Raw genomic sequence first — 23877 nt, 5'->3', positions numbered from 1 at the left:
GCCTTGAGCTCAGATCTTGAACTGATGCACCGCGCTCACCAGACCGGCTGAGGCTTCGCGCAGGCCCACGCTGTCCGCTTCCAGCTCGCCGGCCATCCTGGCCACGCGGTCGGCCAGACCCGCCAGATCCTGGATGCGGTGGTGGGATTCAGCCACGGCCTGCTGCTGCTGTTCCGTGGCCTGGGCGATGCTGCCGTTGAGCCGCTGCATTTCCTCTACCGCGCTGTGGATGCCCGTGAGGGCGGCGCGCACCTGATCGGTCTTGGCCACGCTCGCTTCGGAGCGGTGCCGGGTTTCCTCCATGGACGAAGACAGCATGGCCACTCCGCCCTGGATGCGCTCCACGATGCTCTGGACCTTGGCCACGGATTCCGCGGTGCGCTGGGCCAGCATCCGCACCTCATCAGCCACCACGGCAAAGCCCTTGCCCTGCTCGCCGGCATGCGCGGCCTCGATGGCGGCATTGAGCGCCAGCATGTGCGTCTGGGTCGAGAAGCCCTCAATGACCGTCACCACGCTGACAATGTCTTCCACCTCGCCCACCAGATCCGCCAGGGCCTGGCTGGAGCGCTCGATGCTTTCCGCGGTGGCGTCGATGTCTGTCATGGCGCCCTCGGCCAGATTCAGGCCCATCTTCGAGGAATCCTGTGCCTGGGTGGCGGTGGCCGTGGCCTGGCTGGCGTGATCCTGGATGGCCTTGAACGCATCCGAAAAGGCCCCGGCGAGCTGGGCCTGGGTGTCGAGGTCGCGCCGTTCGGTCTCCATCTCGCGGTGGAGTTGCACACCCAGATCCGACACCCGCTGAGTGGTACCCAGCACCGTGCCCACATGGCTCTGGGTCTGGCTCAGCAGGTCCTGCAGCCGGGTCACGAAGGTGTTGAAGGCCTTGGCCAAAACACCCAGTTCATCGTGACTGGTGGCGGCCAGGCGGCGGGTCAGATCGCCCTCTCCCTGGGCGATGTCCACCATGGCTTCTGAGGCCTGGCGCAGCGGGCGCGCGATGCCCCGTGAAGCCAGGTACGTGGCCCCCAGCATCAGCACCAGCAGGCCCAGACCCACGGCAGCCGCGGCAAGGGTCGCCTGGCGGGCGGGGGCCTCCACCACCGCGCTGGGCAGCACCAATCCCATATACCAATGCATCTGGGGCTTTTCGGCGCTGATGGGAACCACAACCGCCCACTGGGACTCTCCCCGCACCCGGATCGGGGTGATGCGCGCCCCTTCCCTTGGCAGGGCCGCGGCCAGGGCTCCGAATCCCTGCGTATCCGGCAACCGGGAATCCAGCGTCTTCAGGGGCGTACTCATCGGAATCTCTGCGCCCGGCATCGGCATGGACACCACGTTGCCATCCTGGTCGGCGAGGAAAGCGAAGCCCTGATCCTTGTAGCGGATGGTGCGCACCATTTCGGCCAGGGTCTGCAAACTCAGGTCGACGCCTCCCACACCAAGCAGAGGGCCTTCCTGCAGCAGCACGGGCATCTGGATGGGCGCGGAAATGTCGCCCCGCACATCCACCACCGGCGGCAGCACGTAGAGTTGCCCCTTCTTGACCGCGTCCCCCCACCAAGGGCGCACCCGGGCGTCATAGGCCGTGGTCTTGCCATCCTTCGTGACCGAGTTCAGACGGCCCGTGTCCGAGAAATACTCGCCCGTGGCGGCCGAAGCGAAAAAGATGGATTTGAGGGTGGTGTCCCTCAACAGGGATTTCAGCCGCTGCTGCACGGGCGCGAAGCCCTTGAGATCGCCATCCCGCCGCGTGTAGGAGCGCACCCAGGCCTGGAAGAAGGGATCACTGAGCACCACTTCCGGCACCCGCCCGCGCTCCTTGAAAAAATCCCGGCCTTCCGCTGCGCGCAGGGTCACCAGGGAGGACACATCGCCCAGGATCTGTTCCCGCGTGTTGCGGTGGGTCTGCAATGAAAAGGCCACGATCGTGGCCCCCATCAGCAAGGTCAGGGAAACCCCAATCCAGAGCATGATCCGTCGCTGGAAAGTCATGGATGACATCGCTGGACTCCCAAGAATTCCAGCATTCCAGCCCCATCCACCCATGACAATATCCCCGGGATGGAATTCCATGGCCGGGTGCGGTTCAACGAACCCGGCGAGGGGATTCCTGGGCCGTTCGCATCCCTCTCAAGGTTCGCGCTTCTGGCTTAAATAACGCTGAGCCATAAGTGTCATCACCGAAAATGGCGATGACCTTCTGCCCCTTTGCCGGATCCGTCAGCCAGGTGACGAAGGCCTCGGCTTCCCGGTGGTGGATGTTGGGGAACCGCGCCGGGTTCACGGGAATGAGCGAGATGTGGTTCAGCAGGGCCTCATCCCCCTCCAACAGGATCTGCAGTTTGAGACGGCCGCGAAGGCCGAAGAAGGAGGCCCGATCAATCACCGTGTAAGCCCCGAGTTGATCCGTGTGCAACAGGGTGGCGGTATTGCCCTCGCTGCCCTTGGCGAACACCTGGTATCCGGGCCCCGAGGGATCCAGGCCAGCCTTGGCCCACAGGCCCAGTTCCGCCATGTGCGTGCCCGACTTGTCCCCCCGGCTCACGAAGGCCGATCCTTTCTCCAGGATGGCGCGTAGCGCCTCGGCAGCGGTCTTCCGGCCCCGGATGCCCGCCGGGTCGTTGCCAGGCCCCACGATCACGAAATCGTTGTACATGAGCGGCACGCGCTCGGTGCCGAAGCCCTCCTTCACGAAGGCATCCTCCAGCGATTTCGCGTGTACCAGCAACAGATCGATGCTGCCCTGCCGCGCCAGATCAAGGGCGGCGCCGGTGCCCGCGCCCACGTGCCGCACCCGGATGCCGGTGTCTTGCTCGAAGCGCTCTTCCAACCGATCCACGATGCCCGATTCGATGGGACCAATGGTGCTCGCCAGCAGCAGCATCCGCTGGGGCGGCTGGGCCGCCAGGGAAACCGCGGCCGAAGCCAGCAGCAGGGATCGCAGAACCATCGCCATGAACATGATGTCTCCTGGGTGCGCCGGCGGATCCACGCCATCGCGATCCAGCTCACCGTTAGCAGCATCAGAATACATCGCCCCATCTGCATTGACGGAACTTGCCCCCGAGATCACACTCCCTCACAAGAGGCCCAGATGGAAAATGTCGCCACCAAGTTACGTGCCTTCTGGTCCGACCCGGAGCGCAAGCCACTCTTGCAGATCGGCTATGAACTGGCCCACGCCGCCTGGCAGGAACGGGAACTGCCCATGCACTACTTCAGTCGATGCCTCTACCGCCGGTCGGTGGGCAACCCACTCGATTACAGCGGAAATCGCCGCATTAATCGCTTGCACAGAGCCATGACCTCCGCCTCCGATAACCAGATGCTCGATGACAAGCTGTTCTTCCAGTTGCTGTTCGGCCAGGCCGGCATCCGCGTTCCAAGGCTGCTCGGTTACAACTGTGGAGCCACGTACCACGATGGGGTGGCCATCAGCATCGCAAACATCGAGTCATTCGAGCAGGTGGTGCGCGCTACCCTCGCCAAAACGACGGAGGGCTGCATCTTTGTCAAGTTGCGCCACGGCACCCATGGCGATGGCGCCATCCGCATCACCGCAGAGACCCTGGAGGACAACCTGCGAATGCAGACGATCCACCAGAGTTTGATTCGCAATTCCTGCGTGTTCCAGGAAACCCTGAGCCAACATCCCGCCATAAGCGCCATATACCCCCATTGCATCAATACGGTCCGCATGGATACCTTCGTCCACGACGATGGCCGGGTGGAGCCCCTTTCCGCCTTCATGCGGTTCGGATCTGACGGGCGCTACGTGGACAACTCATGCGCCGGTGGCTGTTTTGTGGGCATCGATTTCCAGACGGGGAGACTCAAAACCAAGGGCAATCGCCTGCTGGAATTCGGCGGCCACACGCTGGAGGCCCACCCCTTCTCCGGCGTGCGGTTCGAGGGCATCCAGGTTCCTCATTTCGAGGAGGCCAAGGCCCTGGTCACCCGGGCGGCGGCCGTGACTCCCACGAACCGCCTGGTGGGCTGGGATGTGGCCATTCAGGCCGACGGCCCCACCCTTATCGAGGGCAACACGTGGTACCACATGGGCGGACAGGAGATCGCCTACGGCGGCTATCGCCGTCACCCCACCTTCGCGAAGATCCTGGATCAATTCACGGGAGCGCGGCGCTAGGGTTTCGGCGGATCGCCAGCCTTCACTCGCAGCCAGGAGGGCACCGTGGTGGCCCCCGTTTCATGCCGGTAGAACGCGGCGGTGATTTCGGCGCCCAGCAGCAGGATGGCGCAGCTGTAGTAGAGGAAGGTGAGCCCCGCCACGATGCCCAGCAGAGAACCGTACATGATGCCCCAGGTGAGGGTGTGCCGCAGGTAGACGCCGAAGCCCCACTTGGCGAGCCACCACAGCGCTGTGGACACGCCCGCGCCGAGGAAGGCGTGGCGGAACTTCACGTGCAGCCGCGGGAGGTGCTGCAGCACCATGGTCATGACCACCAGACCGATGAGCGGCCCGAGGTAGGGCAGGAAATCCGTCTGCCGGGCCGGCAGCAGGTTGCGCAGCGCACCGCCCAGAAGAATGGCCAGGAAGAGCACCGCCACAAGGACACCGCCCACCAGGAAGATGACTTGGCGCAGCAGGTGGTTCTTGCGCGTCTGCCGGTGCTTCTTGATGCGCAGGCCGAAGACGTGGGCCAGGCTCGTGTCCAGCTGGCTGACACCCCAGTAGCTGCCGAAGAGCAGCACCACCCAGGAAAGGCCCATGCCGCCGATCTTCTGGCTGTTGGCCACGGCATCGTAGACGAATTCCTTGGGCAGGTAGGGCACGATCTCCTGCAGGGTTTTCAGGGTTCCCGGCCCGAAGGCCCGGCCGCCCAGGATGGCGCCCAGCAGTTTGAACAGCAGCGTGGACAGCGGCACCAGGCTCACGATGAGCCAGAAGCTCAAGCCCGCCGCATAGCTCAGGCAGTCGTCCTTGTGGTACTTGCCGAACACCTCGACCACAAAATTCCCGAAACGTCCCACCGGAGGCACTGTGCGGGCGATCTCGTGCCAGAGGTCGGCAGCGATCTGCCAGGCCTTTTCCCAGCCCGCCTCAAGCCGGGCCCAGAGGCCGAGGACCTTCTCCACCATCAGCGCACCACCGCTGACCATCTGGGTTTAGCCGCAGATGAACTCCGGTGAACGTGGGTGGAATGGAGCAGAAGGGCCATGCCGCCTTGTGAGCCCAAATCCGTGTTCATCCGTGTTCATCCGTGGCAAAAGCAATTGACGGGGGGTTAGAAGCGCACCGGATGGCGCGGCAGCAGGTACATCAGCCAGGCCAGAACCAGGCCGATGCCGATGAGTCCTGCCGTGTGTTTCAGGATGGAGGCGCGCGTCCGCTCCGGCTTGGTGGTCGGGTGCAGCAGGCCCAGCACCACGGCGATGCCGAGGCCCATGAGGATGAAGTGGATGACGTGGCTGGAAAGGAAACGCATGGATCCAGGCTATCAGCTGTCAGCCGATCACCGGAAGCCGATCAGCCCTAACGGTTCACCCCTACTGTGGATTCGCCGACTTCTCCCGGGCGGGGTTGGTGTGCACGGCGGTCTCAGAAGGAGGCACTCCCGCCTCCGGCCCCAGGGGCTCCGGCATGCGGGTGAGGGCCAGCTGGATGACCTCGTCCATGTGCCCCACCAGGTGGATGCTGAGCTGCTCGCGCACCTCGGCGGGCACCTCCTCCAGGTGCCGGGCATTCTCGCTGGGAATGAGCACGGCCTTGCGGCCCTGGCGATGGGCGGCCAGGAGTTTTTCCTTCAGCCCGCCGATGGGCAGCACCCGGCCCCTGAGGGTCAATTCGCCCGTCATGGCCAGATCCGCCCGGGCGGGAATGCCCGTGAGCACGCTGATGAGGGCCGTGGCCAGGGTGATGCCCGCGCTGGGGCCATCCTTGGGGATGGCACCCTCAGGCACGTGGACATGGAGATCCACCGAGTCGAGGAAATCGCGCTTCAGCCCCAGGCGCTCGGCCCGGGCCCGCACGTAGCTCAGGGCCAGGTTCGCGCTTTCCTGCATCACCTCGCCCAGCTTGCCGGTGAGCTTGAGCACGCCCTTGCCAGGAAGAACCGCGGCTTCGATGGTGAGCAGATCGCCGCCCGTGGGCGTCCAGGCCAGGCCATTCACCAGACCTGGCGGTGCGGTGTCTTCCGCGCGGGTCTCCAGGATCTTTTCGGGCCCCAGCAGCTTGGGCACCCGATCCACGGTGATGATCGGATCGAAAGCATCGCCCTTCTCAGGCTGCAGCGTGTGGCGGGCCAGCTTGCGCAGGATGTTGGCGATCTCCCGCTCAAATTGACGCACACCCGCTTCCCGGGTGTAGGCCTGCACCAGCTTTTCCAGGGCCGCCTTCTCGAAGCGCACACCCATGTTCTTCATGCCGTGCCCTTCAAGGGCGCGCGGAATGAGGTGCTTCTCGGCGATGGCCAGCTTCTCCTTGGTGGTGTAGCCGCTCAGCTCCAGCACTTCGAGGCGATCTTCCAGGGGTTCGGGGATCTGGTGGCGCACATTGGCGGTGGCCAGGAAGAGCACCTGGCTGAGGTCGAAGCCCACGTCCAGGTAGTGGTCCTGGAAGCTGCCGTTCTGTTCGGGATCGAGCACCTCCAGCAGGGCGCTGCTGGGATCCCCCCGGAAATCCGAGGCCATCTTGTCGATCTCGTCGAGAAGCATGAGCGGGTTGCGGACCTTGGCCTTCTTCATCAGTGAGATGATGCGGCCCGGCATGGAGCCGATGTAGGTGCGCCGATGGCCACGGATTTCGGCCTCGTCGCGCACGCCGCCCAGGGACAAGCGCACGAAGGGCCGGTTCAGGGCCCGGGCGATGCTGCGGGCCAGCGAGGTCTTGCCCACGCCGGGAGGGCCCACCAGGCAGAGGATGGGTCCGCGCAATGGGGCACGCTGGCCCTCTTCTCCTGGCAGGGGCGGAATGTTCCTCAGCCGCGCCATGACGGCCAGGTGTTCGAGGATGCGGGCCTTGATCTTCTCCAGGCCTGAGTGGTCCTCGTCCAGCACCCGCTCGGCCTCCGTGAGCTCCAGACGCTCCTCGGCCATGGCCTTCCAGGGCAGGGCCAGCAGCCAGTCCAGGTACGTGCGGCTGACGGTGGCCTCAGCGCTCTGGGGCGGCATGGCCTCCAGGCGCTCCAGCTCCTCCAGGGCCTTGGCCTTGGCCTCGGCGCTCATGCCCGCGGCCTCGATCTGATCCTTGAGCCGGGTGGATTCGTCCTTTTCTTCCTTCTTCCCCAGCTCCTGCTGGATGACGCGCATCTTCTCGTTCAGCACGTACTGCTTGTGGTCCTGGTCCAGGCGCTGGCGCGTCTTCTCATCCAGGGTGCGGTCCACCTCGGAGCGGGCAGCGTCCAGCTCCAGGAGGCGCATGAGCGCGTCCAGCCGCGGCTCGATGTCCACCTGTTCGAGGATGTCCTGCTTTTGCTTGACCTCGGCGGGCACCAGGCCCGCCACCGTGTCGATGGCCTTGCCCAGGGGCAGCTCCCGGATCTGATCCAGGCTCAGCAGCCGCGAGGCATCGGAATTTCGACCCAGGAAGGCTTCCACGGCCTGGTGGAAGGGCTGGAGCGTCCCGGCCACCACGGCGGCGGGCTCGGGCAGCAGGTAGGCCTCAGCCTGGATGACGTCGCCGGTATCGTCGTAGCGGCGCAGGTTCACCCGGGCGATGCCCTTCACGCCCACCTTGTAGTAATCCTTGGGCAGGGCGATGACCGATTCCACCAGGGCCAGGGTGCCGATGGCGTAGAGATCGTCCTGGCCCGGCGCTTCCACCTTGGCGTCCTTCTGCGTGAGCATCAGAAGGTGGTCGCCAGCCTTGATGGCCAGTTCCAAAGTCTTCACCGAGGCGGAACGTCCCACCACGAAGGGCACCCGCGCCCCCGGGAACAGCACCATGTCCCGGATGGGAATGGCGGGCAGCGTGAGGGTTTTCGGCACGGCCATGAAGGCGTCCTACAGAGAAAAAAGATTCACCACGGAGACACGGAGGGCACGGAGAAAAAACACGGAGAACAGCGGATCATCCATCTGAACCATTATGCGCTCCGTGAATGCCTCAGTGATCTCCGTGTCTCCGTGGTGAATCCGTTCTTGAGGCTCAGCCCGCAGCCGAGATGGGCTGCGAGGGCAGGCCCATCACCTCTTCCACCTTCTGGCGGGTGATGCGCAGCGTCTCGCGGGTGGTCCGCTTGTCCGAAGGCAGCTCGTACATGGGCTCGAGGAGGATCTGCTCGACCAGGCTGCGCAGCCCGCGGGCGCCCAGCTTGCGGGTGAGGGCCTGCTCGGCGATGGCATCGATGGCCCCCTCCTCGAAGCTCAGATCCACATCATCCATGTCGAAGAGCTTCACGAACTGCTTGGTGATGGCATTCTTCGGCTGGGTGAGGATGGCGACGAGCGCTTCGCGGTCCAGGGGCGAGAGGCCCGCCACCACGGGGAGGCGGCCCACCAGCTCGGGGATGAGGCCGAACTTGATGATGTCCTCGGGCTCCACCAGGCGCAGCAGGTTCTCCTTGTCCTCTTTCGACGAGGGTGTGGAGCCGAAACCCACGGCCTTGGCGCGGATGCGCTGCTTGATGATGTCTTCGATGCCCACGAAGGCGCCGCCGCAGATGAACAGGATGTTGCTGGTGTCCAGCTGGATGAATTCCTGGTGCGGATGCTTGCGCCCGCCCTGGGGCGGCACGTTGGCCACGGTGCCTTCCACCAGCTTCAGCAGGGCCTGCTGCACGCCCTCGCCGCTCACATCGCGGGTGATGCTGGGGTTCTCGCTCTTGCGGCCCACCTTGTCGATCTCGTCGATGAAGACGATGCCGCGCTGGGCCCGCTCCACGTCATAGTTGGCGGCCTGCAGCAGCTTGGTGAGGATGTTCTCCACATCCTCGCCCACGTAGCCGGCTTCGGTCAGCGTGGTGGCGTCGGCCATGGCCAGGGGCACATCCAGGAAGCGCGCCAGGGTCTGGGCCAGCAGGGTCTTGCCCGTGCCGGTGGGGCCCAGCAGCAGGATGTTGCTCTTGGACAGCTCGACTTCCGTGGCGCCCAGGGCTTTGCGGGGTGTGAGGATGCGCTTGTAGTGGTTGTACACGGCCACGCTCAGGCGCTTCTTGGCCGATTCCTGGCCGATGACGTAGTCATCCAGGAAGGCCTTGATCTCCTTGGGGCGGCTGAGGCGGGCCTCATGCTTGCCCAGGGGCTTGCCCTGGCGGCTCATGCGCAGCTGCAGCTGGCCGGCCTCCAGGCACTCATTGCAGATGAAGGCTTCGGGGCCCGCAAGGAGCTGCTCCACCTCGTGGGGTTCCTTGCCGCAGAAGGAGCATTTCTGCTCACGCTTGTACTTGTTCATTTCAGCTTCCCCTCCTGGGGACGGACTAGGCTACATCGTGAATGGTCTTGAGTTCCAGGATCTCGAAACGCCTAGCCCCGGCTGGGATCTGGACGCGCACTTCATTGCCCTCTTCCTGGCCCACCAGCGCCATGCCGATGGGGGAACTGATGCTGAGATGCTGAGGGTGCCCATCCAGTTCCTCCGGGAGAACCAGCGTGTAGGTGAACTCCTCCTCGGAATCCAGGTCGAGGATCGTGACTTTGGACCCGTAGGCCGCCCGGGTCTTGGGCAGGCGGCTGATGTCCAGGCTGGCCACCTCGGAGATGCGCTTTTCCAGCGTGACGAGCTTGTTCTGGAACATGTCCCGCTTGGCCAGGGCCTGCTCGTATTCGGCATTCTCCGACAGGTCGCCTTGGCCCGCCGCCCGGGCGATCTCCTGGGGAATCTCCACCAGGAGCGCCTGCTTGATGTCCTTGAGTTCCTTCTCGAGCTTCATGAGCACGTGCTTGGGCATGGGGGGTTCCAGGAAAGGAGGGTCAAAAAAAGGCGGGCCGTGGGGGCCCGGTCAAACAGGGGGAGTTGGGACCCATTCTACCCAATCCTCGGGCGGAAGCGGAGCCGGAAGGGGGTTCCCCTCGCCGGGGCGGGTCTTGAAGCGGCGGTGCATCCAGAACCACCACCGGGGGTCTTTCCGGATCTGGGCCTCGATGCAGCTGGTCATGAGTTGGGTGGCCACCCAGGCATCCTTGGCAGCATCCCCCGTGACGGGCACCTCGAAGGGGGCCTGGAAGCGCACGGTGATGGTGCCGTCCGGGTTGGGCCAGCTGAAGACCGGCAGCACCGGCAGCCCATAGCGCGCCGCCAGGCTGCCGGCGGTGCTGAAGGTGGAGGCCCACTGGCCCAGGAACTTCACCCAGACGCCCGTGGTGAGCGCGTCCTGATCCAGGAGGAAGCCCACGCCCCGCCCAGCCTTGAGGGCCTTCAGCGTGTCCCGCATGGCGCCGTCCTTGAGGATGACGCGGTTGCCGAAGCGGGTTCGGAAGCCCAGGGAGATGGGTTCCAACAAAGGGTTGTCCAATTCGCGCCCGATGGCGTCGATGGTGCGGCCGTGGCGGCTCTGGGCCAGGGCCACGGCCTCCCAGTTGCCGTAATGGCCCGTGAGCTGGATGAAACCCTTGCCCGCGGCCTGCACGGCATCGAAATGGTCGAGCCCTTCCACCTTGATCCAGCGGTCCAGTTCTTCCGGTGTGGCGCGGCGCAGGCGCAGCAGACCCACGAAGAGGGCGCCGAAGTGCTTGAAGCAGGCCAACGAGAGGGCCCGGGTCCCCGCCTCATCCAGGCCCAGGTCGGCGAAGCGCATGTTCTCGCGGACAATGCGCCGGTGGCGAGGATCCACCAGATAGAAAAGATGGCCTGCGGCCTCGCCCAGGGCTTGCACCGTGCTCCAGGGCAGGCGGCCCAGGATGCCATCCAGCAGGCGGAATGCGCCGTACTCCAGGCGGTGCCGGAGGGTCGGAGCAGCGGGGGGGGCGGGTGGGGGGGTCAAGTCGGCCATAAAAAAAGGGGCGCCTCGGGGTGACGAGGCGCGAAGAAGCAGCTTAGCAGCAACCGGGTTCGGGTTTTCTTGATGTGTGTTCCCAGCACTTAGAGGTCAAATTCAGACCACTCGCCAGGTTCCCTTAGACCGCTTCCCGGGACAGGGGCATGGTCATGCAGCGCGGGCCGCCCCGGGCCCGGCTCAGCTCGCTGGCCTCGATCTGGATCAGGTATTTGCTTCCGTCCAGCAGGTCCAGGCCGGCATTCGTCAGCACCTGCTGGGCGGTCACCACCTGGTAGCCCGCCTTGTCCAGCGAATCGGCCGTGGCGATGTTGCGGCTGTAGCTCGTGATGACGCCGGGGGCCAAGCAGAAGGCATTGGCGCCGTCGGTCCACTGTTCCCGCTGCTGCATGATGGGATCGGTCCCGCCGCAGAAGATGGGCTTCAGGTCGATGCCCACCGCCTTGAGCGACTTCAGCAGGCTGGGATGCGTGCTCATGCGCAGCTCGCCGTGGCGCAGGTCGATGCTGGTGACGTTCAGCAGCTCGGGGCTGCCCTCCAGGAAGTAGGGCGGGTAGACCAGGCACTCGTTCTCACTGGTGCGCGTGAAGATGGTATCCAGGTGCATGGCGCTGCGCTTCTTGGGCATCAGCACCATGAGCAGGTGGTCGAAGCTGCTTTCGTCCTCGGCCCGGTGGGCGCGCAGGCTCTCAGCCAGCAGGTGGATGGCGTCCGCCTGGCTGCGCTCGCTGCAGCCCACTGCCAGCACCTTGTGGTTGAGCACCAGAATGTCGCCACCCTCCAGGCTCACGGGGGCCTTGATCTCGCCGCGCACCAGCGGTGTCACCTGATCGAACCACTTATCCTGGTCCGTGTGGTGCTTCAGGCGCGGGTGGTGCCGGAAGACGTAGCTGAGGATGAGCGATTCCCGTTCCCGGGCCCAGGTGGCCATGGAATTCACGCTGTAGCCATCGCCGATGACCGAAGCGGGATCGCGCATGAACAGCAGGTTGGGAATGGGCCGCACGCGGTAGTCGAATTCTTCTTCCCAGCGGGTATGGCCCCGCATGTCGTCCCAGGCCACGCCGCCGATGACGCTGCTGGCGGCCTCGGAGGGGCTCATGTCGCGCAGCAGGTTGCAGGTCTCGTCCGGCAGCCCCACCAGCCGCCGCAGGTCCTCCACGAAGGCCAGCTTCACGCCTTCGTTCTGCAGCGATTCAATGAAGAGATCCTGGATGTCCAGCACCTCGTCCGCCACCCGGGCCAGCACCTGCCGGAACTGGCGGTGCTCGTGCCGGGCCAGGTCGCCGTAGAGGATGTCGTCGAAGAGCAGCTTCTCCATCATCCCCGGCACCATCTGATCCACCTCGGGGCCAGGGTTGTGCACCACCACCTGCTTGAGGCGCGCGGTCTCGGAAAACACGGAAAGCTGGATGGGCTGAATGGGCTGCATCGGGAATCCCAAACCTCGGAGCGTAGCACGCAGGGACGTGGTTCTCGGGCACAGCTCGCCCCGTGTTGACACACCGGAAAACCTCAAGCGACCCCCAGGTTTAAAATACCCGACTGTTTTAGTCAGACAATTTTCTTGAACCCCCTCCAACCCCGAAGTAGCCTGATGATTCCCACCGAAACCACCCGGGGCCCGACCCCGCCATGGAGGCATTCATGTCCGCATTCGTCACTCAGCCCGCCCCTGATTTCAAGGCCGACGCCCTCGTCAACGGCGAGTTCAAGCAGGTCTCCCTCTCCGACTACAAGGGCAAGAAGGTCGTGCTCTTCTTCTACCCCCTGGATTTCACCTTCGTCTGCCCCACCGAGATCCTGGCCTTCGCCGACGCCGCCAAGGAATTCGAGGCCCGCAACACTCAGGTGATCGGCGTGAGCGTCGATTCCAAGTTCAGCCACCACGCCTGGGTCAACACCCCCCGCAAGGACGGCGGCATCCAGGGCGTGACCTTCCCTCTGGTCTCCGACCTGAACAAGACCATCGCCCAGGACTACAACGTGCTGCTGCCCGCCGGCATCGCCCTGCGCGGCCTCTTCATCATCAACAAGGACGGCATCCTGAAGCACATCACCGTGAACCACAACGACCTGGGCCGGAGCGTTGAAGAAGTGCTGCGCCTCCTGGACGCCGTGGATTTCAGCGAAGAGCACGGCGAAGTCTGCCCCGCCAACTGGCACAAGGGCCAAAAAGCCATGAAGCCGACCGCCGATGGGTTGAAGGCCTACGTCGCCGCCAAGTAACACGGGAACACACACGAGCAAGGGGCGCCTCATGGCGCCCCTTGTTGTTGATTCAGCCTTCTGACTTCAGGGCTTCAGCACCAGCACCGTGATGGATTGGGCTGGCAGGGACACCGTGAAGGCGTTGGTGCCCGTGAACGGAATGGTTCCCACGACCTTGGTGGGCCCGTTGATGGCGGCGACAGCGCCGTTGGCCCAGGTCACCTGGTAGCGCTCCAGCGTGGTGAAACGCTGGGGGTGGGTGATGCTGAAACCCACATTGAGCGCACTGTTGATGTCCTTGTTCGTGGCCACGATCACCATGCGGCTGGGATCCGCCGCATCGAAGGTGGCGTAGGCCGTAATGCGCTCCAGCGTCTGGGTTGATGCATTGTCCGGACGGTTGGGGTCCGCAGGACGGTTGGCATCCTGGACGGTGGTGGCGATATAGGTGTCGCCAGCGGCAGCGCCATGGCCGTCATAATCCACCCAGGTTGCAAAGGCAGCCGCAATGCCCTTGTAGGCCGTCTCAATATTTCCCCCCGTAGCACGGGCACCGCCGCGGGTGGCGGCGGGGTGCTTCCCGAAGACTTCCCGCCCCCTCCCCCGCAAGAAAGCAGCACGAAGAGTCCGACAGCACCGAGGACGAGGGTTCGGAGGCGGTTCATGAGAGCTCCCTTGGGATGGCCAGGCACCGTGTGGGAGTTGATCATTCTCCGAATGTCGCGACTTTTCCTGATCCACCAGACACAAATGGGAGTGGTCCACTTTTCGAGAACCGCTTTATCGAATGCCTCAACTATCTAATAAATTTAATAGATAGGAACAAGCCATAGAATCCATCAGGTGGACACAATGGCTTTCTTTTTGAACGCCTCGTGCATCACCCCGTCCAGGAAGAGGCCCCGGTGAGTGGAAAACATCCACCCGCCGGGGCCTATCAGACTCGCGAATCAGCGCTTAGTTTTTACGGACGGTGGACACACCCAGGGGGTTGCCCGAGGCCGTGCTCACATGCAGGGCCACCGCGCCATCGCTCCATCCGCTGGAACAGAAGAGGCCCTGAAGCGGGCGCCCCGGCAGGCCGCTGAGATCATCCGTGAAGAATGACCAGGCGCTGCCATCCCAGAAGCCCTGGGTGGCCAATTGGCCAGGCACCTTTGAATTATTGCCATCCCGGGGACGGGTCACCCAGATCGCCGACACAGAGGTCTCGTCAGCGCTGACGGAAAAAACGCCGCTGCCTCCCCGACGGTTGAAGCGTTCCGGGCTGGGAATGGCATCGTGGACGTAGGTGCCATCTGCCGCAATGGTGTCAAAGCACACGCCCAATTCTGGATCACTGCGCATGAACCATACGTGGTTGGCGGCACCCACCAGGGAGAAGAGGCAAGGGCGGGTACCTGAGGAGGGTTGATCGACATTGGAGGGCTGCCCCCAGGTCCAGGTGTGGGTGCCCGCCACGGTGCTGAGGTGGATGAGCATGTTGCCCGTCCCATCGTCGTAGATCTCAACAGCATCCTCGTTGGGGCCAATGGCGGCCCAGAGATCCTTGGTGGCGCCCAGTTGGGCGAAGGTGGCGCTGTGGCCGCCAATGCTGAACACACCGGTCTCGAACACGGTCGTCATTCCGGGGGCGCCATCCAGGCCCACGAAATCCCCCGGGGCCGCCGGCGTGAGGGACGTGGCCTGCCCCATCCTCAGGCAGAAAGCCCGGTCCTGGCCATCCTCCTTGCTGCAGAACTGGTACACCAGCCGTTCGGCACCGGCGCCATCCGTCACCGCCTGCATGGTTCCACCCACGCCGAGGAAAGGATCGATGCGGTCCGCCAGGATGATGTCCTTCACCTCGGAGTGGAAGCCTGTGATGGCTCCACCCGTGTGCGTCAGCGCTACGCGGGCGTAGCGAACCCGATTATCCACCCGGTACATGAGGTGCGCCTTGCCTGTGGAATCCTGGGTCATGGCCAGCACCCCATGGCCCAGGGTCTCGCCATTGTCCGCATCGACGTAGGACCAGGTGGCCCCCAGATCGCCGCTCTTGAGCAGGTGGAGCTTGTCGGTCTGAACAAAGGCGAATAGTTCACCCGCAGAACCCGTCGTGCGGTCCTTCAGCATCCGAGTGCCAACAGTGGGGCCCGACAAGCTGGGGAGGCTGGGATGGGCCGGCAGGGCGGTGAAGGGAGACACCGTCGCCACCGGGGCAGAAGTCACCACCTGCACCGGCACGGTGACCGATTTGGTGGCGTCTTTCACGCTGGTCGCGGTGACGTGGTAGGTCCCCGGCGTGGCGGGAGCCGTGTAGGTCCCCACCGGGTAGGTGGCGGAGGCCACGGAACCACCGCCTGCTTCCTGAACCTTCCAGGTCACCTGCTTGTCGGCATCACCGATGCCATCCCCTGTGACGGAGCCCCACAACCGCAGGGATTGCCCCGGGGCGACCTTGCCATTGGCGGGGCTGATGGTCACCGCCACGGGGGCGGGCACCAGGACTTCCCCCACGCCGCGAACGGTTGGGTTATCCACGCTGGTGGCCCGCACGTGGTAGGTGCCCGGCGTGTTCGGGGCCGTGTAGAGCCCTGAGGCGTTCACCGAACCGCTGCCAGCTTCTACCACGGACCAGGTCACGCCCTTGGGGCCAGAGCCATTGACGAACACGGGAGCGAAGGCCTGAGTCTGCCCCATGGGAACCTTGGCATTGGGAGGATTGACGGTCACGCGGAACCCATCGACGGTCACCGTGACATCCGCGTAGATGGTGGTATCCGCCTGGCTGGTGGCCCGCACGTGGTAGACCCCCGGCTGGGTGGGGGCCGTGTAGGCTCCGCCCTGGGTTACGGTGCCACCGCCGGCTTCCACCACGGACCAGGTCACCCCCTTGTTATCAGTGCCGGTGATTTCGGACACCGTGAAGGCCTGGGCCTGGCCAATGGAAAGAGCCACGGGATTGGGCGCCACCTTGAGGTGGATGGGGATCGCATCGCCCAGGAAGCAGCGCTTCACGGCATCCATGAAGGGGTTGTCGTAGGCGCCCGTCCCCACATTGCCGTAGGTGCCGGTCCAGATGATGGTGCCGCCGTAACCCTGGGTGCGCACCCACTGGGCTTTTTCGGCGATGGACCGCTCGTCCTCCCAGGTGATGTAGCCGCGCGCCTTGGGATCATCCTTGAACACGATGTAGGAGTTGCCGGTATCGGCATCGAACAGGCGCGTGCCCTCGTTGGCGTAGGTCACCACCGTTCCGTTCTGCCGGTCAGACGCATCGCCCTCCGCCAAACCGCTGGCAGTGGCCGTGGGCTGGTCGGGCCCCATGCTGCCCACGTAGGCCCAGGTGATGGCGCCATCCGGGATGTCTGAGCCAAAGCCGCTGGGCGCACTGCCCGTACCCGAGGTGCCGGCCTGGTTGGCGATGTAGACGCCATAGCCCGAGACCACCTTCTGATGCTGCTGGTAGGCCTTGCCTGGCGCCCAGGGCGCGAAGCTCGGGTAGGCCGTTGTGTAGAAACCAAGCCCGATGCCCAGCTTGGACTTGGGCACACCGCCATTCACATAACCATTCATGGTGAATTCAAGATCGGTGGGATGCCTTCCCCAGTTGGCACTGTTATGGATGTTGTTGTACCCCCATGTAAGGTCCCAGTTGCCATTTCCGACGAGGTCATAGGTCATGAGGTTGTACTGATCCAGATAAGGCGCCAGGGCCACTGCGCCGGCTATGTTGGATGAGTTGTCCCAACCACGATAGAGCGTGTACCCGGGCCAGGTGATGAGCACCGGGGCATGGGGCGCCTGGTAGCGGGGGCGTTTGTTGGCCTCGGTGCGCAGATCGCTGAGGAAGCGCGCCACCACGCTCCAATCCGATGGGAGGTGATTCTCCCAATCAATATCGATGCCATCGTAGTCCGCCAGCACCAGGCGATCCACGATGGCCTTGATGAGCACGGGCCGGTGGGTGTCATCCTGGGCTGCATTCAGCATGCCGGTGTTGTCGCCGCTTCCACCGATCATGGACAGGGCCTTGGCGCCGGCCCGATGCGCCTCACCCACATAGGCCTCTTCGGCCGAGGGATAGGTGCGTCCCTGCTTCGTTGTGTAGGGCTGCGCGGTGCTTCCGTAAACCCCCCGCATGATGGAGGGAATCCCTTCGATCTGGCCTTGAGGGGTTTTCGTGCCCGGGTACCCGCCGGCCAGGGTGTAGCAGAGAACGAAGTGGGTCATGGCCTTGTAGTCCACGCCCTCGGGGCTGATGTAGTCGCCCTTGCCGAAATCCCAAGCGGCCGCGTAGCAGGTCACCCAGGGCTTGGGCGCAGCAGTGCCCGGCTGGATGGTGAAGGTGGCCGAAGCCACGGCGCTGTCCGTCCAGCCCGCCAGGGTGGCGATGGCCTTCAGGGTGGTGGTCTGCGACACAGCCAGGGGCGTGGTGTAGCGGGTGGAGGCGGCGCTGGGGGCGCTGCCATCCGTGGTGTAGAAGATCGCCGCGCCAGCCGTGAGGGTGCTGATGGCCACGGTCTGGGCCGTGCCGTAGGTACCTCCGCCCAGACTGAAGGCCGGGGTCGACACCACCTTGGCCACCACGGTCGCCACGGTCACTGTGGCCGTGGCCTTCTGGGAGGTGTCGGCCACGCTGGTCGCCACCACATGGTAAGTTCCGGGCGTGGCGGGCGCGGTGTAGAGCCCCGTGGCATCCACGGCGCCGCCACTGGCCTCCTGCACGCTCCAGGTGACGGCAGTGTTCGTGCTGCCCGTTACCGTGGCCGTGAAGGCCTGAGTCTTGGTGGCCTGCACAGTGGCCGTGGAAGGGTTGATGGTGACGGAGACAGCGGAAGTCCCCGCCACGGTGACCGTGGTCGCGGCTGTGACGCTGCCTCCGCCGTTCGTGGCGGTAAGGGTGTACGTGGTGGTGGCTGCGGGGCTCACCGAAACCGTGCCGGTCGCGCCGCTCGCGGCAGGCGCACCATGGTCGATGCTGAGGCTGGTGGCGCCGGAAACCGTCCAGGAGAGCGTGCTGCTGGCCCCCGCGGTGATGTTGGCAGGGCTCGCGGAGAAGCTGACGATGGCTGGAGCATTGGTGGCTGGCGGGTTGGTGCCGCCCGAAGCGGGGCTGGACTTCCCGCCCCCACCGCCACAGTGGATCAAGGCACCCCATCCGAGCACACAGCACACAAGGCTTTGAATGAAGCGCTTCATGACATCTCCCTGGGGCGTTCAGCGCGCCCTGCCCACCATCCTTGCGGAGGAAGGCCCCACATCGCTGATCCGCTCCAGAAGAAAAACCACTGGTCCACTTTCATGAAAAAGGTGTCGCACCGGGCCATCGGGAACGTGCCGGGCTACCCTAAAGGCCTCGCACCTTCTGGAGAAGCGTCCCTTGAACCCGCCCCAGCCGTACCCCATTCCCCCCGCCGCGCTGCGGCAGGACCGCGGCTGGTTCTGGCGCTTCCTGGGACGCGCCTATTTGAAACATGCCGGGTGGCGGGTCGAAGGCCCTTTCCCAGAAGCCACGCGGTACGTGGCCATCGTGGCCCCGCACACCTCGAACTGGGATTTCCCCCTGGGGGTGGCCCTGATGTTCGCCGTGGATCTGCGTGTGTCCTGGCTGGGCAAGCACTCCCTCTTCAAGCCACCCTTCCGACGGCTCTTCCGATGGCTGGGCGGCATTCCCGTGGACCGCAGGGCCAGCCATGGCGTGGTGGGCGATTGCGTGAAAGCCTTCGAGACAACCCCCCACCTCCTCTTGGGCCTGGCCCCCGAGGGCACCCGCAAGGGCGTGAGCCAGTGGCGCACCGGCTTCTACCAGATCGCCACCGGCGCCCAGGTGCCCATCCTGCCCGTGGCCTTTGATTTCAAGGAGCACGTGGTGCGCCTCATGCCACTCTTCCAGCCGAGCGGCAGCCTGGAGGAAGATCTGCCGAAGATCCAGGGCCTCTTCCGCGACGCCCAGGGCCTGCGGACGCGCCCTGAGGCCTGACCCCGCGTGAAAACAACCATCAACGAAAGTGATCCACCACGGAGACACCGAGGCCACGGAGGCGGCACGGAGGCCTCCGTGTTTCTCCCTTCTGGGTGGGCCGAAGGCCCCTTCCAGCCAGGCTGGAAGCCACAGGGGGCGGCAGGCGCGGGCACCTTCATGAGGATCCGAGCCCGCCGCCCCCTGCGTGCCCAGACTCCGTGCCTCCGTGGTGCATGCTTACCATTGAAGGCGCAGCAGCATGGGACCTAGGCGGCGCATCCTCATCATCGGCGGCGGCCTTTCCGGTCTGCTTGCGGCGTGGCACCTGCAGCGACGCGGCCTGGAGGTCGCGCTGTGGGAGGCCTCCGCCGCCGTGGGCGGCTGGGCCCAAACCCTGTCCTGGCCTGGCCCGGAAGGCGAACCGGGCGGCCTGGAACAGGGCCCGCAGGGACTGCTGATCCGCCAGGGCGGCGCGCTGGATCGCCTGGCGCGGGAGCTGAGCCTGAGCTTCCTCCCTTCCGCCCCCAAGGGCCCGCGCTGGCTGGGCAAGGGCGGGCGGCGCCAGCTCAGCCCTGTCACCTTGGCTGGCCTGTTGCACAGCCGCGACCTGAACCTGGCGGCCAAGTTGCGGCTGTTCGCGGAGCCTTTCATAGCCAAGGGCGACACTGCAGACGAAACCCTGCAGGATTTCTTCGCCCGACGCCTGGGTGAGGGCTTTGCCCGGGAGCTGCTGCCCGCGCTGGTGGCAGGCGTGCTGGCCGCATCGCCGGAACGCATCGCCGTGGCCGCCCTGCCCCGGTTGCGCCGCCTCGAGGCCCACGGTGGCCTGCTGCTCGGCGCCCTTCGCCTTGGCCCCGAGCACACGCAAAGGCCCGTGGGCGGCACAGGTTCCCTGGCCCAGGCCCTCGCCGCCTCTGTCGGGGACGTACAGACAAACCAGGCTGTGCGGGCGCTGGAAGCCCTGCCCGATGGCCGCTGGCGCATCGTCGGCGAGGCTTCCAGCCGCGAGGCCGATGCAGTGGTGCTGGCCCTCCCGGCCCCGGTTGCCGGGGGCCTGCTCCGTGACTTGGCGCCTCGGGCCGCAGCGTGGCTGGAAGGCATCCCCCAGCTCAACCTGCAGGTCTGGCACAGCCGCCATCGCCTGGTCCCCGGCTGGGAACGGGGCTTCAGCCTGCTCCTCCATCCGCCAGAAGGCCGCGGCCTCCTGGGCGTGGTGTCGCTGGCGGCGGACGATCCCCGGGGCGTGCCGGGTCTGCTGCAGCTGCGCACCTACCTGGGCGGCGCCTTTCCGGTGGCGCCCGATCTGAACCACTGGCCCGGCGTGTTCGCGGAGCTGCGCCGCTGGCTGCCGGAACTGCCCGAGCCGCTGCAGACCCGCCGCGAGGACTGCCCCGGCGCCTTCCCCCTGCTGGAGCCGGGCCATGTTCAACGCGTGCGCCAGGTGGTGGCCGACCTGCCCCCAAATCTGCACTGGCTGGGCGCCAGCCGCTTCGGCCCCGGCGTACCCGATCTGGCCGAAGGCATCGAGGATTGGGCCCTGACGCTCTCCTAGGAGAGAACGTCGATGAGAGAGAACAGAACGGGCGATTTTGGCGCAAGGCCATCTTTCATCCGTGTCCATCTGTGTTCATCCGTGGCTCATTCCGCTTTCCCTGAGTTCAGCAATCCGCCTTGATCAATGCCAGAGCTGGTTCTCCAGTGAGGGTTGTGGAAAGCCCCAACCTCTCAGAACCAAGGATCAACCAATTCTTTGAGCCACAGATGAACACGGATAAACACGGATTCTGGACCAGGTAGCAGCAGCTCCTATTTCAGGCTGAACACCACGGCCGCGCCTTTGGCCTTGCCGGTCTGCACCTCGAAGACCCGCTCGGGATCGGCCTTGGCGGTGTTCAGCAAGTAGCCCAGCACGGCCTTGGCGCGGGCATCGGCCAGTTGATCGAGGGCGGCGGGGTCCACCGTCACGCGACTGAGCAGGCGCTGCTCCATTTCCGCCAGGGGCGGCGGCGGCACCGGCTGGGCACCCTTCTCCGGTTTGGGGGCCGGGAAGGCTGATTCAAAGGCCGCGCGCACCCAGCGTTCCCGCTCGGTCGCGGGCACGGGCGTATCATCGGCAGCGCCGAGGCCTTGCCGCCGCGTCTGCCGCAGCAGCGCCTCGAAGGCGGCTCGCCGCAGCGCGGCGCCATCCTGATCCGCATCCACGGCGCCCTCTGCCTCCAGCCGCAGGGCGGGCCGTTCCACCAGGGCCTTCGCCAGGCCTTGCAGCTTGGCGGTGGCCGCAGCGTCCAGCGCGGCGGTACCCGGCGTGAAGGTGAGCACACTGGGATCACCCGCATCGCTTCCGAACAGGTGGCCGATGGCCGTGAACGGCGAGGTGGCGATCTTCCCCAGCAGGCCAAAGATGGCCTTCCAGACGAGCTTGCCGTACTTCACATCGGGATCGTCGAGGCTGCCTTCCACCGGCAGGTCAAAGCCGATAACACCCTTGCGGTCGCGGAGGATGGCCAGGCCCAGCTTCACGGGCAGGTGGGTGGCCTCGGGGCTTTCCACTTTATCGCCCAGGAAGAACTGATCCAGCTTCACGGCGTTTTCGGATTTCAACTTCCGGTGGTCGATGCGCAGGCGTGCGTCCACGTCGAGCTTGCCCTTCTGCACGGTGTAGCCCAGGTACTTGCCTGTGTAGGGCGTGAAGTCCGTGAGGTCCGCGCCCTGGATGCGCAGGGCCACATCCGTATCGAGATCGTTGCGCAGGGGCATGGCCCGGCCGCTGATGGTGATGGGCGCCAGTCCCCCGGCCTTGCCCTTGAAGAGCACCTTCGAGGCGGCCTCTGGATGGCTGGACAGGCCCAGGTACGAGCCTTCCAGATCACTCAGCACCAGGGCGGCGTTGGGCTGCACGGAACGGTCGATGAAGCTCAGACGGCCACCGGCGATGCCCACCTTGGCGATGCTGATGTCCGGCGCGGCCGCGGGCGTGGCGGGAATGACGGAGGCTGTGACCGGGGCCGGCTTGGCATTGGCCCCAGAATGAGCTTTGGCCCCCTGCTCCAGGCGCAGGGCCCGGGCCACATTGGTGCTGCCGTCGGGCTGCACCACCAGACGGCCTTCGATGTCCGTCCAGTCCACAGTCTTGATGGCCACGGCCAGGGGCGCAGTGCGCAGGTCGGCCCCGTTGATGGCCAGCTGCTTCCAGCGCAGGAAGGGCTCGTTCAGCTTGGCGTCCCGCACCTCCAGGCCCTGCACGGAAGCGCCGCCCAGGTACGTAATGCCGTCGCTGGTGCGGCCTTCGAAGGCGAAGCGCACGCGGCCATCCAGGCCCAGCTTGCCCGAGGCGATGCGCAGATCCAGGGCCGAGTCCAGGTAGGGGTCCCAGGTGCCCAGATCAAACCCCTCGGCCTTCACGGTCAAATCGCCCGTGGCATTCAGGGGCGCCAGGCTGCCCGCCACTTTGAGCGATCCGTTCTCCACTTTCAGATCCAGGGAAGCCTGCCCCTTGGCCGCGGGATCCAGTGAAAGATCCTGCCAGTGCAGGTTCAGGTCCCGGGCTTCCACCTTCAGGGGCCGCGCGAGGCTCAGATCCTCCCAGCCCACCCGGAAGCCGCGCAGGGCGATGTCCTTCACGAGCAGTTGAACGGGCTTTTCGTCGGCTTTCTTCTCCTTGGGTTTGGTGGGTGCGAAGAGGCGCGCCAGATTCAGGCCGCCCTCCTTGGCCTTCTGCAGGCGCAGCACACCCAGATCGGCCGTAATGGAACCCACCTCGACTGAGGGCTTCAGAAGGTCCATCCGGCCCTGGCGCACATCCAGGCTCGGCACCTCGATGGCGGGCTCGACGACGCCGCGCTCGGCCACCTTCACATCCCTCAGGGAGAAGTCCAGCTCCGAGACTTCCACCACATGGCGCTTCTCGCCCCACTCGAAGCGGTACTGGGCGTGGAGGGAAGCGGTGCCGCTGCGGATCTCGCTGGAGACCTGCTCCTGTTCGTAGGGCCGGTACTTGGGCAGGGAGAGATTCTCCACCAGCAGGCTGCCCTTGGAAGCCAGCGGCTGCAGGGTGAGATCGCCCTTGAAGGCCAGATGCTCCCGCGCCTCGGTCCAGGCCTCGAAGGCGAAGCCGCTGTGCTGGCCCACCTCGGTGCGGATCCCGTCCACGCGCAAATTCACGGGCCCCAGGGCCGTGCGGAAGGGCGTGGCCTGGCTGCGGTCCGTGAAGTGCAGCTGGCCCTCCTTCAGCTCGAAGCGGCCGATGGCGAAGGCCCAGGATGAGGGGGTCGCCTCGGCAGGCTTCTCCTCCTTTTTGGGCGTCTCCAACAGGTCCTGGAAGTTGGGCTGGCCCTGGGCATCCAGATCCACCCGCACGGTGAGCCCATCCAGTTCCAGCGCCGCCAAGTCGATGGTCTTGCTGATGAGGCGGTGCAGGCGGTAATCCAGAAAGAGCCGGCGCAGGGTGATCCACTCGCTGCCGTCACGGTTGGGCACCCGCAGCCCCTCGAGGCGTGCGGTGAACAGGATGGGGTTGAAGCGGACCTTCTGCAGGGTGACCTTGCGGTGAAGGAACTCCGTGGCGAACTGCTCGGCCCGGCCGCGAATGATCCGGGGAATCACGAAGAAACCCACCAGCAGCCAAAGCCCGTAGAGGGCTGTCAGGACAAGGAGGACACGCCGCCAGCGGCGGAAAAAGGCGGGGACAGCGGCTGGAATGGGCATGGGAAAAGCATAGACGCTCCCCCTACCTGTGATTCAAGCCACATTCCCATGTTCATCCTCCCTGGAAGGCGGCTATCCTCCCTGGGTCGCGGCTGGGCCAGGACTGCCACCAACGAG

At 65.3% G+C, this 23877-nt stretch carries 16 protein-coding genes; 4 read left to right on the top strand and 12 right to left on the bottom strand.

Annotation, left to right across the window (positions count from 1 at the left end; all coding sequences use genetic code 11):
- Positions 1 to 9 precede the first annotated feature (9 nt).
- The gene (locus Q9293_RS03440) at positions 10 to 2007 is read right to left on the bottom strand and encodes a methyl-accepting chemotaxis protein (RefSeq protein WP_306250057.1); all 1998 of its coding nucleotides are present in this window, start codon (positions 2005 to 2007) and stop codon (positions 10 to 12) included.
- Between the two features lie 85 nt (positions 2008 to 2092).
- Positions 2093 to 2968, bottom strand: coding sequence for a substrate-binding domain-containing protein (locus Q9293_RS03435; RefSeq protein ID WP_306250055.1), 876 nt, complete (start codon positions 2966 to 2968; stop codon positions 2093 to 2095).
- Positions 2969 to 3100: 132 nt separating this feature from the next.
- Here Q9293_RS03435 and Q9293_RS03430 point away from each other — a divergent pair, with 132 nt between their 5' ends.
- On the top strand, positions 3101 to 4153 hold the full coding sequence (locus Q9293_RS03430; protein ID WP_306250053.1) for a sugar-transfer associated ATP-grasp domain-containing protein: 1053 nt from the start codon (positions 3101 to 3103) through the stop codon (positions 4151 to 4153).
- On the opposite strand, the gene Q9293_RS03425 is transcribed toward Q9293_RS03430, so the two are convergent.
- The 7 genes from Q9293_RS03425 to Q9293_RS03395 form a co-directional block, all read right to left on the bottom strand.
- A complete protein-coding gene (locus tag Q9293_RS03425) occupies positions 4150 to 5106 on the bottom strand; it encodes a YihY/virulence factor BrkB family protein (RefSeq protein ID WP_306250051.1) in 957 nt (318 codons plus the stop codon). The genes Q9293_RS03430 and Q9293_RS03425 overlap by 4 nt on opposite strands.
- A gap of 146 nt (positions 5107 to 5252) precedes the next feature.
- On the bottom strand, positions 5253 to 5453 hold the full coding sequence (locus Q9293_RS03420) for a hypothetical protein (RefSeq protein ID WP_306250049.1): 201 nt from the start codon (positions 5451 to 5453) through the stop codon (positions 5253 to 5255).
- 61 nt (positions 5454 to 5514) lie between these two features.
- Positions 5515 to 7959: an endopeptidase La gene (gene lon, locus Q9293_RS03415; protein ID WP_306250047.1), complete on the bottom strand. Its 2445-nt coding sequence runs from the start codon at positions 7957 to 7959 to the stop codon at positions 5515 to 5517.
- 154 nt (positions 7960 to 8113) lie between these two features.
- Positions 8114 to 9358 (bottom strand): ATP-dependent Clp protease ATP-binding subunit ClpX, encoded by a 1245-nt coding sequence (gene clpX, locus Q9293_RS03410; RefSeq protein WP_306250046.1) that lies wholly within the window; start codon positions 9356 to 9358, stop codon positions 8114 to 8116.
- A gap of 25 nt (positions 9359 to 9383) precedes the next feature.
- The gene (locus tag Q9293_RS03405) at positions 9384 to 9854 is read right to left on the bottom strand and encodes a GreA/GreB family elongation factor (protein WP_306250044.1); all 471 of its coding nucleotides are present in this window, start codon (positions 9852 to 9854) and stop codon (positions 9384 to 9386) included.
- A 51-nt stretch (positions 9855 to 9905) separates the two neighbouring features.
- Entirely contained in the window at positions 9906 to 10886 is a 981-nt protein-coding gene (locus Q9293_RS03400) for a lysophospholipid acyltransferase family protein (RefSeq protein ID WP_306250042.1), read from the bottom strand.
- Between the two features lie 133 nt (positions 10887 to 11019).
- Positions 11020 to 12330: an arginine deiminase family protein gene (locus Q9293_RS03395; protein WP_306250040.1), complete on the bottom strand. Its 1311-nt coding sequence runs from the start codon at positions 12328 to 12330 to the stop codon at positions 11020 to 11022.
- Positions 12331 to 12545: 215 nt separating this feature from the next.
- Here Q9293_RS03395 and Q9293_RS03390 point away from each other — a divergent pair, with 215 nt between their 5' ends.
- Positions 12546 to 13127 (top strand): peroxiredoxin, encoded by a 582-nt coding sequence (locus Q9293_RS03390; RefSeq protein ID WP_306250038.1) that lies wholly within the window; start codon positions 12546 to 12548, stop codon positions 13125 to 13127.
- Between the two features lie 66 nt (positions 13128 to 13193).
- On the opposite strand, the gene Q9293_RS03385 is transcribed toward Q9293_RS03390, so the two are convergent.
- Positions 13194 to 13718 carry a hypothetical protein gene (locus Q9293_RS03385; protein WP_306250036.1) on the bottom strand — a complete coding sequence of 175 codons (525 nt, stop codon included), beginning with the start codon at positions 13716 to 13718 and terminating at the stop codon, positions 13194 to 13196.
- 348 nt (positions 13719 to 14066) lie between these two features.
- The gene (locus Q9293_RS03380) at positions 14067 to 18293 is read right to left on the bottom strand and encodes a glycosyl hydrolase family 18 protein (protein ID WP_306250034.1); all 4227 of its coding nucleotides are present in this window, start codon (positions 18291 to 18293) and stop codon (positions 14067 to 14069) included.
- 181 nt (positions 18294 to 18474) lie between these two features.
- Here Q9293_RS03380 and Q9293_RS03375 point away from each other — a divergent pair, with 181 nt between their 5' ends.
- Both Q9293_RS03375 and Q9293_RS03370 read left to right on the top strand, forming a co-directional pair.
- Positions 18475 to 19074 (top strand): lysophospholipid acyltransferase family protein, encoded by a 600-nt coding sequence (locus Q9293_RS03375; RefSeq protein ID WP_306250032.1) that lies wholly within the window; start codon positions 18475 to 18477, stop codon positions 19072 to 19074.
- A 241-nt stretch (positions 19075 to 19315) separates the two neighbouring features.
- A complete protein-coding gene (locus tag Q9293_RS03370) occupies positions 19316 to 20608 on the top strand; it encodes an NAD(P)/FAD-dependent oxidoreductase (RefSeq protein WP_306250029.1) in 1293 nt (430 codons plus the stop codon).
- Between the two features lie 254 nt (positions 20609 to 20862).
- On the opposite strand, the gene Q9293_RS03365 is transcribed toward Q9293_RS03370, so the two are convergent.
- A complete protein-coding gene (locus Q9293_RS03365; RefSeq protein ID WP_306250027.1) occupies positions 20863 to 23760 on the bottom strand; it encodes a DUF748 domain-containing protein in 2898 nt (965 codons plus the stop codon).
- Positions 23761 to 23877 lie beyond the last annotated feature (117 nt).

Source organism: Geothrix sp. PMB-07 (genome assembly GCF_030758935.1).
Lineage (GTDB): Bacteria > Acidobacteriota > Holophagae > Holophagales > Holophagaceae > Geothrix.
This window is presented reverse-complemented; position numbering and strand designations above follow the sequence as displayed.